Annotated in this window: 11 protein-coding genes; 5 read left to right on the top strand and 6 right to left on the bottom strand. The window is 58.6% G+C overall.

The genetic code is table 11. From position 1 onward, the window contains the following. Nucleotides 1–2: 2 nt before the first annotated feature. Nucleotides 3–992 carry a tryptophan--tRNA ligase gene (gene trpS, locus BQ5361_RS10100; RefSeq protein WP_022064491.1) on the bottom strand — a complete coding sequence of 330 codons (990 nt, stop codon included), beginning with the start codon at nucleotides 990–992 and terminating at the stop codon, nucleotides 3–5. Between the two features lie 114 nt (nucleotides 993–1,106). Between trpS and BQ5361_RS10095 the strand changes: the two genes are divergently transcribed. Both BQ5361_RS10095 and BQ5361_RS10090 read left to right on the top strand, forming a co-directional pair. Continuing rightward, nucleotides 1,107–2,939 carry an ABC transporter ATP-binding protein gene (locus BQ5361_RS10095; protein WP_035473596.1) on the top strand — a complete coding sequence of 611 codons (1,833 nt, stop codon included), beginning with the start codon at nucleotides 1,107–1,109 and terminating at the stop codon, nucleotides 2,937–2,939. Between the two features lie 164 nt (nucleotides 2,940–3,103). After that, the gene (locus BQ5361_RS10090; protein WP_143047559.1) at nucleotides 3,104–3,550 is read left to right on the top strand and encodes a hypothetical protein; all 447 of its coding nucleotides are present in this window, start codon (nucleotides 3,104–3,106) and stop codon (nucleotides 3,548–3,550) included. A gap of 160 nt (nucleotides 3,551–3,710) precedes the next feature. Here BQ5361_RS10090 and BQ5361_RS10085 read toward each other — a convergent pair whose 3' ends face one another. Both BQ5361_RS10085 and BQ5361_RS10080 read right to left on the bottom strand, forming a co-directional pair. Next, nucleotides 3,711–4,739, bottom strand: a complete 1,029-nt coding sequence (locus BQ5361_RS10085; RefSeq protein ID WP_035473594.1) for a 2-oxoacid:ferredoxin oxidoreductase subunit beta — start codon at nucleotides 4,737–4,739, stop codon at nucleotides 3,711–3,713. A gap of 2 nt (nucleotides 4,740–4,741) precedes the next feature. Continuing rightward, a complete protein-coding gene (locus BQ5361_RS10080) occupies nucleotides 4,742–6,598 on the bottom strand; it encodes a 2-oxoacid:acceptor oxidoreductase subunit alpha (protein ID WP_035473592.1) in 1,857 nt (618 codons plus the stop codon). A 352-nt stretch (nucleotides 6,599–6,950) separates the two neighbouring features. Here BQ5361_RS10080 and BQ5361_RS10075 point away from each other — a divergent pair, with 352 nt between their 5' ends. The 3 genes from BQ5361_RS10075 (at nucleotide 6,951) to BQ5361_RS10065 (ending at nucleotide 9,692) form a co-directional block, all read left to right on the top strand. Continuing rightward, the gene (locus BQ5361_RS10075) at nucleotides 6,951–8,270 is read left to right on the top strand and encodes an acetyl-CoA hydrolase/transferase family protein (protein WP_035473590.1); all 1,320 of its coding nucleotides are present in this window, start codon (nucleotides 6,951–6,953) and stop codon (nucleotides 8,268–8,270) included. A 288-nt stretch (nucleotides 8,271–8,558) separates the two neighbouring features. Then, nucleotides 8,559–9,176 carry a lipoprotein signal peptidase gene (locus BQ5361_RS10070; RefSeq protein ID WP_035473739.1) on the top strand — a complete coding sequence of 206 codons (618 nt, stop codon included), beginning with the start codon at nucleotides 8,559–8,561 and terminating at the stop codon, nucleotides 9,174–9,176. 54 nt (nucleotides 9,177–9,230) lie between these two features. Beyond that, nucleotides 9,231–9,692, top strand: coding sequence for a DUF2147 domain-containing protein (locus BQ5361_RS10065; protein WP_035473588.1), 462 nt, complete (start codon nucleotides 9,231–9,233; stop codon nucleotides 9,690–9,692). A 447-nt stretch (nucleotides 9,693–10,139) separates the two neighbouring features. Here BQ5361_RS10065 and BQ5361_RS10060 read toward each other — a convergent pair whose 3' ends face one another. The 3 genes from BQ5361_RS10060 to recG form a co-directional block, all read right to left on the bottom strand. Next, nucleotides 10,140–11,042 carry a hypothetical protein gene (locus BQ5361_RS10060; protein ID WP_035473583.1) on the bottom strand — a complete coding sequence of 301 codons (903 nt, stop codon included), beginning with the start codon at nucleotides 11,040–11,042 and terminating at the stop codon, nucleotides 10,140–10,142. Nucleotides 11,043–11,262: 220 nt separating this feature from the next. Further along, the gene (locus BQ5361_RS10055; RefSeq protein WP_052131070.1) at nucleotides 11,263–12,090 is read right to left on the bottom strand and encodes a DUF3108 domain-containing protein; all 828 of its coding nucleotides are present in this window, start codon (nucleotides 12,088–12,090) and stop codon (nucleotides 11,263–11,265) included. Between the two features lie 137 nt (nucleotides 12,091–12,227). After that, a complete protein-coding gene (recG, locus tag BQ5361_RS10050) occupies nucleotides 12,228–14,339 on the bottom strand; it encodes an ATP-dependent DNA helicase RecG (protein WP_035473580.1) in 2,112 nt (703 codons plus the stop codon). Nucleotides 14,340–14,554 lie beyond the last annotated feature (215 nt).

Raw genomic sequence — 14,554 nt, 5'->3', positions numbered from 1 at the left:
TATCAGAACGGGCGGATACCCATGATTTCACGCACGTCGGCAACGGTCTGCGAAGCACTCGCCCGCGCCTTCTCAGCCCCTTCCGACACCACCCTGCGCAGGTACGCCTCATCGCCCTTGATGGCCTCTATCCGCTCCCGTATGGGGGCTATGGCCTTGATAATGTCCTCGGCGAGCTGCTTCTTCAGGTCGCCGTAACGTATCTCGCACCGGGCGTACTGCTCCCTGAAAAAGGCCACGGTATCGGGCGCGGACACCGCCTGCATGATGGTGAAGATGTTGGCGACACCCTCGCTCAGGGGAGAATCCGGCTCCGTGGGACCGGAGTCGGTCACGGCCCGCATCACCTTTTTGCGTATCGCCTCGTCGGAATCGGCCAGGAAGATGCCGTTGTTTTCGCTCTTGCCCATCTTGCCCGTACCGTCCAGCCCCGGTATCTTCACCAAATCAGCCCCGAAATTGTAGGGCTGGCTCTCCGGAAAATACTCCACGCCGTACATGTTGTTGAAACGGCGGGCGAATACGCGCGTCAGTTCGAGGTGCTGCTCCTGGTCCTTGCCCACGGGCACATGCGTGGCGCGGTGGAGGAGAATGTCCGCCGCCATCAGCACGGGATAGGTGAGCAGGCCGGCATTGACGTTCGAGGGATTCTTGCGCACCTTGTCCTTGAAAGAGGCCGTACGCTCCAGCTCGCCCACATAGGCGTGCATGCCGAGCAGCAGCGACAGTTCGGTCACCTGCGGCACGTCGCTCTGCACGTAGACGGTAGCCACGTCGGGGTCGATGCCCGCGGCGAGGTACTCGGCAAGCACCGTCCGGACGTTCTCGTGCAGGCGCGTCGGGTCGTCATGCGTAGTCAGCGCATGGTAATCCGCGATGAAAAAGTAGCATTTCGCATCGTGCTGCATTCTGACGAAATTGCGCAGCGCCCCGAAATAGTTTCCCAAATGGAGCTGTCCGGTGGGTCTGATGCCACTGAGTACTATATCCATGTCTTCTCCGTTACTGTCTTGGCGACGTTCTACAACCGAACAAAAGTAAGGTAAAAAAACCATATATTAGCCATTTTTACCTACTTTTGCTCCGTTCAGGAGATTAAGGAAGAGATGAAGACATACTGGAGACTGCTCGGCTTCGCGAAACCGATAGAGAAATACGCCATACCCTATTTTTTCTGCACGCTGCTGTACGCATTCTTCAATGTCTGTACCTTCACGCTGATAATGCCCATCGTCAATTCGCTGTTCTCCCCCGACGGAGCGCTGCAGGCCGTTACCGAGATGCCCGTTTTCAGCATACGTCATCTGACCGACTACATCAGCGCCCTGCTCTCCTATCTCCTCTACCGCCTGTTCGGCAGCGACTACGACATCATGGACGTGCTGATAATGCTCGCCTGCGTGGTCGTCACCGCCTCGCTGCTGAGTAACCTTTTCCGCTACCTCGCCCAACGAATTATCGAGAACATGCGCGTGCGGACGCTCTGTCGCCTGCGCGACCGGGTATACGAACACGTCCTGAGCATGAACCTCGGTTTTTTCAGCAACGAACGCAAGGGCGACATCATGGCCCGCATCACCTCCGACGTACAGGTCGTGCAGTTCTGCATCACCAACACGCTGCAGGTGGTCTTCCGCGACCCCTTCCTCATTCTGTTCTACGTGGTCGCCATGCTGGCCATCTCCGTCCAGCTCTCCCTCTTCTCGGTCATCTACCTGCCCGTCGTGGCGCTGCTGATTGGGACGATAGTGAAACGCCTGCGCCGTTCGGCCAAGGAGGTACAGGAGTCGTTCGGCGAACTGACTTCGGTACTCGACGAATCGCTCTCGGGAATGAAAGTGATAAAGGGATACAATGCGGAAACCTTTTTCGGCCGCCGCTTCAACGACATCAACCGCAAATTCTCCGACATCTCGCGGCGCATCGCCTACCGTCAGCAACTGGCCTCGCCCATGAGCGAATTCCTCGGCATCGCGGCGGCAGCCGGACTGCTCATCTTCGGCGGCATCCTCGTCACGGGCGGCAAGCTCGATGCGGGCGGTTTCCTTACCTACCTCGCCATATTCACCCAGATAACCCGCCCCATGCGCTCCTTCACGGATGCCTTCGCCACCATCAATCAGGGCATCGCCGCCGGCGACCGCGTCCTGCGTCTGCTCGACACGGAGACCTCCGTCCGGAACGCGCCCGACGCCGTACAGCTCGACCACTTCCGCGAACGTATCGAATTCCGCGACGTCCGTTTCGCCTACGAGGAGCGGGAAGTCATTTGCGGCATCAGCTTCACGGTAGAGAAAGGACAGACCGTCGCGCTCGTCGGCCCTTCGGGAGGCGGCAAATCGACGATTTCAGACCTCATTCCGCGCTTTTACGACGTGACGGCAGGCGAAATCCGCATCGACGGCCGCGACATCCGACAGTACGACCTGCACTCCCTGCGCGAGCGGATGGGCATCGTGGCGCAGGATACCGTACTCTTTAACGACACCATCGAGAATAACATCCGCCTGGGCAACTCCGAAGCCACGCGCGAAGAGGTCATGGATGCGGCACGCATCGCCAACGCCGAACAGTTCATCGCAGAGACTCCCTACGGCCTGGAGACGAACATCGGCGACCGCGGCGCGAAACTCTCCGGCGGGCAGCGTCAGCGCCTCAGCATCGCCCGCGCCGTTCTCAAAAACCCCGAAATCCTCATCCTCGACGAGGCGACATCCGCCCTCGACACCGAGAGCGAAAAACTCGTACAGGAGGCCCTCAACACACTGCTCGAAGGGCGCACATCCATCGTCATCGCCCACCGTCTGAGCACGATACGCAACGCGGATAAAATCATCGTCATCGAACAGGGCCGCATCACCGAGGAAGGAACGCACACAGAACTCATCAGCCGCAAGGGCACCTACGCCAAACTCATCGAAATGCAGCAACTTTCCTGACAACCGCCATGCGGCGTTCCGAAAGCAACAGTCCTGCGCCGATGGAGGGACTACCGGGAACTCCTCATCGGAACAGGCGCCGCGGGAACACAATCCCACCACCATTCCACCTCTTCCGACCGACAAGCAAGCGTTTCCCGTCCCGAAAACCCCGGTCAGCCCGAATGTCCTGCATGAAATACCGCCCCATAACCCGCATTCTTTCCTTGGCCGCCGCACTCTTCATCCTGACGGCATGCACTCCGCACAACCTGCCGGACGGCTGGTACACGACCTCCGGCGAAGGCCCGGATACACGCATCGGCCCCTCCATCGTTACATGCAGCGACTTCGCCGCACTGCATCTCGACTCGCTACCCTCCGGCGAGGGTACGTTCATCTATCAGATAACGGGTACCGTCAAACCGGAAAAGCAGAAGCGATGGACAGCCGCCACCCGCAAGGCCGTCGGACGGCACATCGTCTTCCTTTACGAAGGCAACGTGCTGGCAGTACCCCGCATCAACATGCCGATAGACAGGGGAACCTTCGCCATCTCCGCCCCCGCCATCTCCGGCGACGCCGACCGGATGCGGGAAATCTTCCATAGCCTCGAGGCACAGATGCGGTGACCGGACGAGCATCGACACATGTTTGCGCAGCGGTACCGTCTTCCCCGCCATGGAACGAACCGACACCAAAAGCGGCGGGCAGGAGTTACTCCTGCCCGCCGGCCAGTATTTCACAAGCCGCCCGGAACCTTGCTTTTCCGAACGGACCGAATACACTACGCTATTCGACCTCCCACGTTTCCCCGCTGTTCAGCAGGTCGTCCACGTTCTTAATCTTCGCCGTAGCCTGAACCTCGGCAATCTGCCGGGCCACTTCGCGTTCGTAAGTGGGTTCCGCCACGTCACGGATGATACCCAGCGCGACAGGAAAATCGGGATACTTCATGCTGGCCAGCATCACGTGCACCATCGTATCCTTCTCGTGGGCGTCATGCACGAGGATGTCGTCGAGCGTCACGCCGTTTTCGCCGACGGTCACCACCTTCAGCTTCATGTTGTCGAGCATCAGCCCCTTGTCCATGTTCTTGCCGAAGAGCATCTTTTCGCCCTGACGGAGGGTGATGGTGTGTTCCGCCCGCACCTCCTTGTCGCCGGCGAACGCCTTGTGGGTACCGTTATTGAATATCATGCAGTTCACCAGCACCTCGATGACCGACAGGCCGTCGTGCTTCGAAGCGGCCACCATGCACTCCGTGGTCAGGTTCACCTCGGCGTCTATCGAACGGGCGAAGAAAGTGCCGTGGGCACCTATCACCAGTTCGCCGGGATTGAACGGACGCTCCACCGTACCGTAGGGCGACGTCTTGGTAATCTTGCCGAGCTTCGACGTCGGCGAGTACTGTCCTTTGGTGAGACCGTAAATCTCGTTATTGAACAGCACCACGTTCAGGTCGATGTTACGGCGGATGGAGTGGATGAAATGGTTGCCGCCGATGGCGAGCGAGTCGCCGTCGCCCGTCATCACAAAGACGCTCAGGTCGGGGTTGGCCGTCTTGAGACCCGTAGCGATGGCGTTGGCACGGCCGTGTATGCCGTGGAAACCGTATGTGCTCACGTAATAGGGGAAACGCGACGAACAGCCGATACCGGAGACCACCGCAAAACGCGAATGGTCCACATCGGCATTGGCGGCTATCTGCGGCATGGCCTTCTGAATGGCGCTCAGCACGGCATAGTCGCCACAGCCGGGACACCACTTAACTTCCTGGTCGCTCTTGAAGTCCGCAACCGTATATTTGAGTTCGCTCATGACTACTTTTCCAATAATTCGTTAAACTTATCGACCAGCTCCTCCTTGGTGAACGGAAGCCCCTGAACCTTGTTGAACTGTTCATACCCAAACTGCGGGAACGACATGCGCATGTAGTTGGCGAACTGTCCTTCATTCAGCTCGCATACCACGATTTTCCTGAATCCGGAGAAGATTTCGTACACGCCGTGCGGCAGCGGGTTGATGTAGTTGAAGTGGCAGAGGGAAACCTTCTTCCCTGCCGCCCGCATCTCCTTCACGGCCGATTCGAGATGGCCGCGGGTACCGCCCCAGCCGACGACGAGCAGGTCGCCTTCCCGGTCGCCCAGCACCTCCTGTTCGGGAATGAAGTCCGCCACGCGGGCCACTTTTTCGGCACGCAGCTCCACCATCCGCTGGTGATTCTGCGGGTTGTGCGACGGAGACCCCTTCAAGATATCCTTCTCCAGACCGCCGATGCGGTGCTCCAAACCGGGCGTACCGGGGAATGCCCAACGGCGAGCCAGCCGCAGTCCGTCGCGCTTGTAGGGCAGGAAAGTCTTTTCGTCCTCCGGCAGCTCCCTGATTACCGGCGGATGTATTTCGGGATAATCCTTCATGGAGGGTATCTTCCAAGGCTGGCTGCCGTTGGCGATGAATCCGTCGGAAAGCAGCACGACCGGCGTCATGTGTTCCATGGCGAGCTTGCCGGCCATGAAAGCGTAATGGAAACAGTCGGACGGAGTACTTGCCGCAATGACTATCATCGGACACTCTCCGTTACGGCCCCAGAGCGCCTGCAGCAGGTCACCCTGTTCGGTCTTGGTCGGAAGGCCGGTGGAAGGCCCGCCGCGCTGTACGTCCACGACGACAATCGGAAGCTCAGTCATTACCGCCAGACCCATGGCCTCGGACTTCAGCGAAAGGCCGGGACCGGAGGTGGTGGTCACGGCGAAGTGGCCCGCATACGAAGCCCCGATGGTCGTACAAATGCCGGCGATTTCATCCTCGCACTGTACGGTCTTCACGCCGAGGTCCTTGCGCTTGGCGAGTTCTTCGAGAATGACGGTCGCGGGGGTGATGGGATACGAACCGCAGTAGAGCGGCCGGCCGCTCTTTTCGGAAGCGGCGATGAATCCCCATGCCGTCGCCTGGTTGCCGTTGATGCTGCGGTAACGACCCTTGGGCAGGTCGGCAGGCTGCACGTCGTACGTATTGGCGAACGCATGCGTATTGTGGGCATAGTTATGACCGGCCTTGAGCGCGAGGACATTCGCCTCGGCAACGACCGGATTGCGTTTGCCGAACTTGTTGTTGATATATTCCACGGCATGCTCAAGCGGCTTGTTGAACATGAAGAGGCACATGCCCAGCGCAAACATGTTCTTGCACTTCACGACGCTCTTCACATCCAGGTCGAGCCCCGCGAGGGCCTCTTTAGTCATGGTCGTGATGTCGGCGACGATGATGTTGTAATCCTCTATTCCCAGCTCGGCGAACGGGTCACCCGTCGTGAATCCCGCACGGGCCACGCTCTTCTCGTCGAGCGTATCGCCGTCGATGATTACCGTGGCGCCTTTCCTCAGCCAGCAGGCGTTAGCCCTCAGGGCGGCCGGATTCATGGTCACCAGCACGTCGCAATAGTCACCCGGTGTCTGTACCGGATGGTCGCCGAAATGTACCTGAAATCCCGATACACCGGCCACAGTTCCCTGCGGTGCGCGAATTTCGGCAGGATAATCCGGGAAAGTCGAAATGCCGTTGCCCTGCAGGGCCGCGGTGTCGGAGAACAGAGTGCCCGTCAGCTGCATTCCGTCCCCGGAGTCCCCGGAGAACCGGATAACCACGTCATCCCTCTCCGTAATGCTTGTGTTTTCCATAATGCCTTCAAAGCAACGGGAACCTTCAGCGTACGCCCACGTACCTTAAGTTCCCTGGTTTTTTAAATATTAGTAGTTGATTTATATATCAAATTCACTTAACTTGCGTCATACGTGACAATACGCGGAACACGGCTTCAAGCACCATGTCCCGGCATCCGGTAAATAAGCCCAATATTCATCCGCAAATGTAATGAATTCTAATGTAGGAGCAACCCATAAGGAAAAAAATATTTATCTTTGGCTGACGAAGTTTACAAATCGTAACAAAAAGCCGGAAAAAACCTTCTGCGGCACAGAAAGCCGCAGCCTCCGCACCCCTTCGACCGATACAACAAAACATATTGCAACCATGAACCATCCCATCAGATTCACGACACCCGAAGAGGCGGTGAAAGTCATCAAATCCGGTGACCACGTCCACCTGAGCAGCGTCGCCAGCGTACCGCAGATACTCGTCCGTGCGATGACGGCACGGGGCGAGGCCGGGGAGTTGCAGCACGTCCATATCCATCACCTCCACACCGAGGGCGAGGCCCTCTACGCCGTCCCCGAAATGGAAGGGATTTTCCAGCTCGACTCGTTCTTCGTGGGAGGGAATGTCCGGAACATCACCCAACAGGGTTTCGCCGACTACATACCGGTCTTCCTGAGCGAGACGCAGCGCCTCTATCGGGACGGCATCCTGCCGTGCAACGTGGCCATGATACAGGTCTCGACTCCCGACAGACACGGCTACGTCTCCCTCGGCACCTCGGTAGACGCCACGCTGGCGGCCGTGGAGTGCGCCGACACGGTCATCGCGGTCGTGAACCGGCATGTCCCGCGGTCGTTCGGCGATTCGTTCATCCACACCTCGCAGATAGACCTCTTCGTCGAGGACGACACGCCGCTCATCGAGGAGCACTTCGCCGAACCGAACGACCTGGAGTGCGCCATAGGCCGCAACTGCGCAGCGCTCATCGAAGACGGAGCGTGCCTCCAGATGGGCATCGGGGCCATCCCCAATGCGGTGCTGTCGCAGCTGGGCAGCCACAAGAACCTCGGCGTACACACCGAAATGTTCGCCGACGGCGTACTGCCCCTCGTGGAATCGGGCGTGATAAACGGTGCCAACAAGAAGATAGACAAAGGGAAGATGGTCTCCACCTTCCTGATGGGCTCGCACCGCGTTTATGACTTCATTGACAACAATCCCGGCGTACTGATGAAAGACGTCGGATACACCAACGACCCCTTCATCATCGCCCAGAATCCCAAGGTGACGGCCATCAACTCGGCACTGCAAATCGACCTTACGGGACAGATATGCGCCGATTCGCTCGGTACGCGTTTCTACTCCGGCGTCGGCGGACAGGTGGATTTCATCTACGGCGCCTCCCGTTCGGAAGGCGGCAAAGCCATCGTGGCCATGCCGTCGGTCACGAACAAGGGCATCAGCAAGATTGTTCCCGTTCTGGCCGAAGGGGCGGGCGTGGTGACCACCCGTGCGCACGTACACTGGATAGTGACTGAACACGGAGCGGTAAACCTCTACGGCAAGAGCCTCCAGGAACGCGCCCGTCTGCTGATAAGCATCGCCGACCCGGCGAGCCGCGAAGAACTCGACCGTGCCGCTTTCGAACGTTTCGGCCCGCACCACCACTATATCAAGTCGCGCTGCGGCATCTGACACAACGGCCGGCATACTCCCCCACGATGAAAGGCCGTACCGAATTGCATGAATGCAATTCGGTACGGCCTTCAACATACGCGAACCGGCCCAGACACCGAAGTGCGGGACAAAGAAGCAGCCTCCCGACCGATTCGCATCTCCTGTTCCGGTCCCTCCATCTCGCCAAAATACAGGTTCCGCCGCCGCATACCGGCCAGCCGACCGACCCGTACCATGCTTTTCAGCGAATATATTACTATATTTGCGGATGCCGTAGGCGGCCTTACTCAGAAAACGAAACATACCATGCGCTGCAAACCATCCACGAACACGAAGCTCACCCTGTTCATCGTCCTGCTGCTCGTCATAGACCAGGCGGTCAAATTCACCGTCAAACTGAACATGGAACTCTATCAGAGCATTCCGGTCTTCGGCAACTGGTTCATCATCCACTTCATCGAAAATCCCGGGGCGGCATTCGGCATGCAGCTCGGCGGAACCTGGGGTAAGCTGCTGTTGAGCCTCATACGCATCGCGGCCATCGTGCTCATCGCATGGTATCTGCACCGGCTCGTCAAAAAGGCGGCTCCCACGGGAGTACTCGTCGGCGGGGCCCTGATACTCGCCGGGGCGATAGGCAACATGATAGACAGTGCTTTTTACGGCCTTATCTTCTCCGAATCAACACCTTATGCGGCCGCCACACTTTTTCCGGAAGGAGGGGGATACGCACCGTTCCTGCACGGCAAAGTAGTGGATATGCTCTATTTCCCCATCATCAACTCCACCTGGCCCGACTGGATGCCGCTGATAGGCGGCAGGGAGTTCACCTTTTTCAGTCCCGTATTCAACATAGCCGACAGCTACATCACGGTAGCGGTATTCTATATCATTCTCTTTCAACGCAAATTTTTCCTTAAATAAGGACAGGAGCCCGCTCCGGAGCTTCTCTTCGCAGAAACACGTCACAATACAGCCATGAACAGGTTCATCACAATGCTTCTGCTCGCTACGGCAGTATGCACCACAACCGGAAGCGTTTCGGCACAGGAGGCCGACAGAATTCTCGGTATCTACAAAGTGGAGGGAGAGACCACGCACGAACTCTCCAAGGTACGGATATACAAGACGGGCGACACCTACGAGGCACGCATCATCTGGCTCGAACATCCCAACGACGAAGCGGGGAATCCCCGGCTCGACCTGCTCAATCCCGACCCGGCATTGCGGAGCGGCCGTGCCGACGCCATTGTACTCGTGCGCGGTCTGCGTTACGATGCGAAAAAGGAGCGATGGACGGGCGGTACGATATACAACCCCGTCGATGGCAAAGTGTACGACGTACAGGCGGAATTCGATGGTCCGCAGGAGCTCCGGGTCAGGGGGTATATCGGAAAGCCCATGTTCGGCAGAGACCTCGTCTGGGAAAAGCTGGAGTAACGCATACCGGCCGACGAACGGAAAGAGAAGGGGCACCGCACGCGGTACCCCTTCTCTTATTTTCCCTGCCGAGTCCACCGCATCATCACCGGGACACGACACCCTTACGGCACACGCCCACGCCGCATGGGAGCAGCAACGGACGGAATGTGCCGAACCGAACGCCAAGGAGACGGCAACAAAAAGCACCGTGCATTCCGGGCCCTCCCTACTGCACCGGCAATACCGTCCGGACCCGCGGCAGGCACATCCATTCCGTCCGACTCCAGCCTGAGACACGTACCCGACCCGGCATACGGCTCCGTTCCCGCCATTTCGCTCCGGTGGGCCGGAGCAATCCCACCCGACCGCATCCGGAACCCGCAAGCCGGCCATTGCAAATACGGCCCCCGAAACGACTGCGGCGGCCCCGAAAAGGGCCGCCGCACACTTACCGATACCGAAAGATTACTTCAGATAGGCTTCGGTCGTACCTATCATGTAACCGTCCATATAGACCTCAACCCGATAAGTGCCGCTGGTAATTCCGGCACCGTTATAATAGAGGCCTACTTCAAGGTCTTTGTTCTGGTAATCTATCTCGCGTACCGCCGAATAGGTCAGTTTGTCGCCTTCGTAGTCGAAGAGCGAGGAGATGTCGCTCGCAAGGACATAGCCGTCCGGGCCGGTGATGCGCACATAGACATTCCGTTCGCCCGGTGTAGCCAGGTCATTAGCGGTCAGGATGAAATCCACCCGGAGCCGTTCGGCGCGGGAAGCACGCGGTACGACCCGGTCATTGGAGTTCAGCGCGGTCAGGACGATATCCCTCGCCCGAACGATGGCTCCTACCTTCACCCGGTTGGAGAGTTCCGAAGCACGTTCTTCGGCCGCCTGCGCACGGATGCGCTCGTCGTTCACCTGCTGACGGAACGCCACGTTCTCCTGCGTCAGGCTCCGGTTAAGCTGGTTGAGCGAATCTATCTGCTTGACGTAATGGCGCATGATGTCGCGCATCGTACCGAGCTCCTTCTCGTACTTGCGGATGGTAGCGCGGTTGATGTTGCGTTCGTTCTGGAGACGCTCCATCAACGAATCAGCCCGCTGCCGTTCTACACCGAGATTATAGCTTATCGAATCGTTATCGACCTTGAGATTGTCCAGGTCCACGATGAGGTCATTGATATTCTCCTCAAGTATCGCCTTCTCGGCCTTCGCTTCGGCCTTCAGGCTCTTCACCTGTCGGAAATAGATGAATGCCAATACACCCAACACTACCACAAGGAGGATAATCACTATCTGGTATCCCCTGATGGACTTGGAGGTACGCTCGGGCGCATTGTCTCCCTGACTGTTATATTCTTCTGCCATAAGATAAAATATTTAAGATTAATATTCGCAGTTCCAGGTTTTCCGGGCGCCGCGCTTCCGCACAAATATAACGATTATTCGATTGGAAAAGCCCAACCCGCAGCGGCAAAGCCGATTTTCCGAAACAAAAATAAATATATTCGCCGAAAACCAAAAGCGGTTGCGGGACGGTAACCCGGCCCACAGTTCCGGCGCGCCTCAGCGGCGCCAACCAAAAACATCAAAGCGCCCCCGAATCGTACATCAGTCCCCCGTATTCTACCAGACGGGCCCGGACACTTCCCACCCTCAGCGGCGATTCGAGGAAAACCGGAACCTTGTTGCCGTCGTCCGATATCCATACGAAGAACTCGCTGCCCTCCTCGAAACTGTCGGCCACATCGTTCACAAGCTGGCAGGAGAATTTCAGCGTATTGACCCTGCCGAGCCCCCGTACTTCCCTGACCTCCCGGCCATGATAGGTATATTTGATGAATCGTACGGTATCTTTCAGCAGCAGGGCGAGCGTTTTCGACTGCCCCGGTTCGTACGCCGCTATATCGTGCATCCGGAGCGTATAAAAGAGCGATATGCCGTCCATCGCCTCGCCCGCGAGCTCCACGGCGACCTCTGTAGCCTCCGGGTTCCGGTGGTCGCGGAAAGCATTGTAGGAGACACCTTCGTCCCAATCATAGACGAAAGCGCTCGAAAAGCGGTAATCCCCCTCCAACAGTTCAGCCTCGGCCTTCACCGGCCGCATATCCGAACTGCGCAGCCAACTGTGGTAACGGTCGTCGAGCTTATAGAACCAACTGAACATGCCCTTGACGGTGGCTCGGGCACTTATCCGCAAAGCGGGTACACCGTCCGCCTCATCCTCGTCCACGGTCAATACGACGGTACCCATATCCGTATTCGGCCACATGGCGGCCCGGTAACTCACCGTATAGACCAACCGCTCCCCGCCGCCGAAGGCGGGAGTCGTCCGGTCATCCTGCGCCCGGCCGGTCATCCAGCAGAAGACGACCGCCGCAAACATCGCTATTTTCCCTATCATTCCGGTAATCATAAATCAATCTGCCGTTTACGCAGGAAAGGTTCCGCCGGACAAACCGCCGCGGCCATCCGCCCTCTCGCGCAACAGGCTTCAATCGAAACACAAGATAGCGTTTTCCCGCATATATCCGTACCGTCGGAAGCGACAAATCACGAAATCATCCCGAAATCCGTCTCTCCCCGGTTCACGTACCGCCCCTTCAGCCTGGCCAGCAGGGCATTCTCCGGCAGGGTCAGCGAAGGGTCGGCAGCCAATATCTCTTCCGCCGCACGCCGCGCATACTCCACCACCGCCGCATCTTTGGCCAGCGATGCGATTTTGAGTTCAAAAGCCGTGCCGCTCTGCTGGGTCCCCCCTATGTCACCCGCACCGCGGAGTTTGAGGTCAAGCTCGGACAGACGAAAACCGTCGTTCGTCTCCACCATGGCGTCGAGCCGTGCCCGCGCCTCGCGCGAGAGCCGGTCATCGCTCATCAGGATGCAATAGGACTGCTCTCCGCCGCGCCCGACACGACCGCGAAGCTGGTGCAACTGGGAGAGTCCGAAACGCTCGGCACTCTCTATCACCATCACCGTGGCGTTCGGCACATCCACGCCGACCTCAATGACCGACGTGGCGACCATTATCTGCGTCGTCCCTTCGCGAAACGCCCTCATGCCCTCCTCCTTCTCCTCGGCCGGCAGTTTGCCGTGAACGACCGACAGCCGGTACTGCGGCAGGGGAAACTCCCGCGACATCGTCTCGAACCCGTCGTACAAATCCTTGTAATCCATCTTCTCGGACTCCTTAATGAGCGGATAGACCACATAGACCTGCCGACCGCGGGCTATCTCACTGCGCAAGAAACCGAAAAGCTTCATGCGCTGGGAATCGTACAGGTGCCGGGTAAGGATGGGCTTACGGCCGGGCGGAAGCTCGTCTATCACCGAAACGTCGAGGTCGCCATAGAGTGTCATCGCCAGCGTGCGCGGAATGGGTGTTGCCGTCATCACGAGTACGTGGGGCGGTCGGCTGTTCTTCGTCCACATCCGTGCCCGCTGCTCCACGCCGAAACGGTGCTGTTCGTCTATGACCACCAACCCGAGGTTGTCGAACTTCACGCGCTCCTCGATAAGCGCATGGGTACCGATAAGAATGTGGAGTCCTCCGGAAGCGAGCTCTTCGAGTATCCCGTCGCGCTCCCGTTTCTTCGTCGAACCGGTCAGCACCGCCACCCGCACGCCCACCCCCTCGACCATCTTCGTTATCGAGGCGAAATGCTGGCGGGCCAGTATCTCCGTGGGTACCATCATGCAGGCCTGAAAACCGTTGTCGGCAGCCAACAGCATGGCCATAAGCGCCACCAGCGTCTTGCCGCTCCCCACGTCGCCCTGCAGGAGACGGTTCATCTGGTGCCCCGTGACCGTATCGGCCCGTATCTCCTTTACCACCCGTTTCTGGGCTCCGGTCAGCTCGAAGGGGAGCTTCGTCCGGTAAAACCCATTAAAAAACTCCCCCACGCGGGGAAAAAAGAAGCCATCGGCTGCAGTGGTACGGGTGACGCGCCGCGACAAAATAGCGAGCTGGATACCCAGCAGCTCCTCGAACTTGAGGCGGTACTCCGCCTGCCGGAGCAGCTCCTGCGACTGCGGAAAATGGATATTGCGGAGCGCCTCCCCCAGCGGCAGCAGACCGTGGGCGGCGACTACCGACGGCGGCAGCGTCTCGGTAATATGCCCCTGCACCTGTTCCCACAGATTGCAGACGAGCTTGTAAATCCCCTTGGAACCGAGCTGGACACCGGAGAGCTTCTCGGTAGTGCTGTACACTCCCTGCAGCCCGCCGCCCGGCCGGTTCACCAATGCTTCGACGAGGTCGATTTCCGGATGGACGAAGGAGAGTTCGCCGCGGAACAGTGCTGGCCGCCCGAAAACGATGTATTCGCGCCCCGCCTCGATGCGTTTCTCTATCCACTTCGTACCGCTGAACCACACCAAATCGGCCGTGCCCGAACCGTCCGAAACGAAGACGCGCAACCGCCGTTTGCGCCCCTCCCCTTCGTAAGCCATCCCGGTCACACGGGCCCGCACCTGAATATAGGCGGGCGCATCGGGCCCGATATCGCCTATGCGGAAAAGTTTCGTGCGGTCGACGTACCGGAACGGGAAATAGTAGAGCAGGTCGCCGAACGTACGGATACCCAGCTCGCGTGCGAGCACCCCCGCGCGCTTCTCCCCCACGCCGGGCAGGAATTTTATATCGTAATCGAGTACGGTAGCCATCTGCCTGCAACCTGTTTCCGATACCAAAAGTAGTAAGAATTTCCGGCAAAACGCACCCCCGTTCCGCCGGGAGGCCGGCAGCGGCGGAACGCACCGGCCAATCCGCCCTCCTGCGACCGCCGGCACCGGGGCATGAGAGCGCCGTCCCAGTCTCCTGTCCGCCCGTTATGTCGCGAAAAAGAGAGCACATCTGCGGCTTTTACACTATTTTTGCA

It is taken from the genome of Tidjanibacter massiliensis (assembly GCF_900104605.1).
Taxonomy (GTDB): domain Bacteria; phylum Bacteroidota; class Bacteroidia; order Bacteroidales; family Rikenellaceae; genus Tidjanibacter; species Tidjanibacter inops.
Note: the sequence above shows the minus strand (reverse complement) of the source record. Positions and strands in the feature narration are given on the sequence as shown.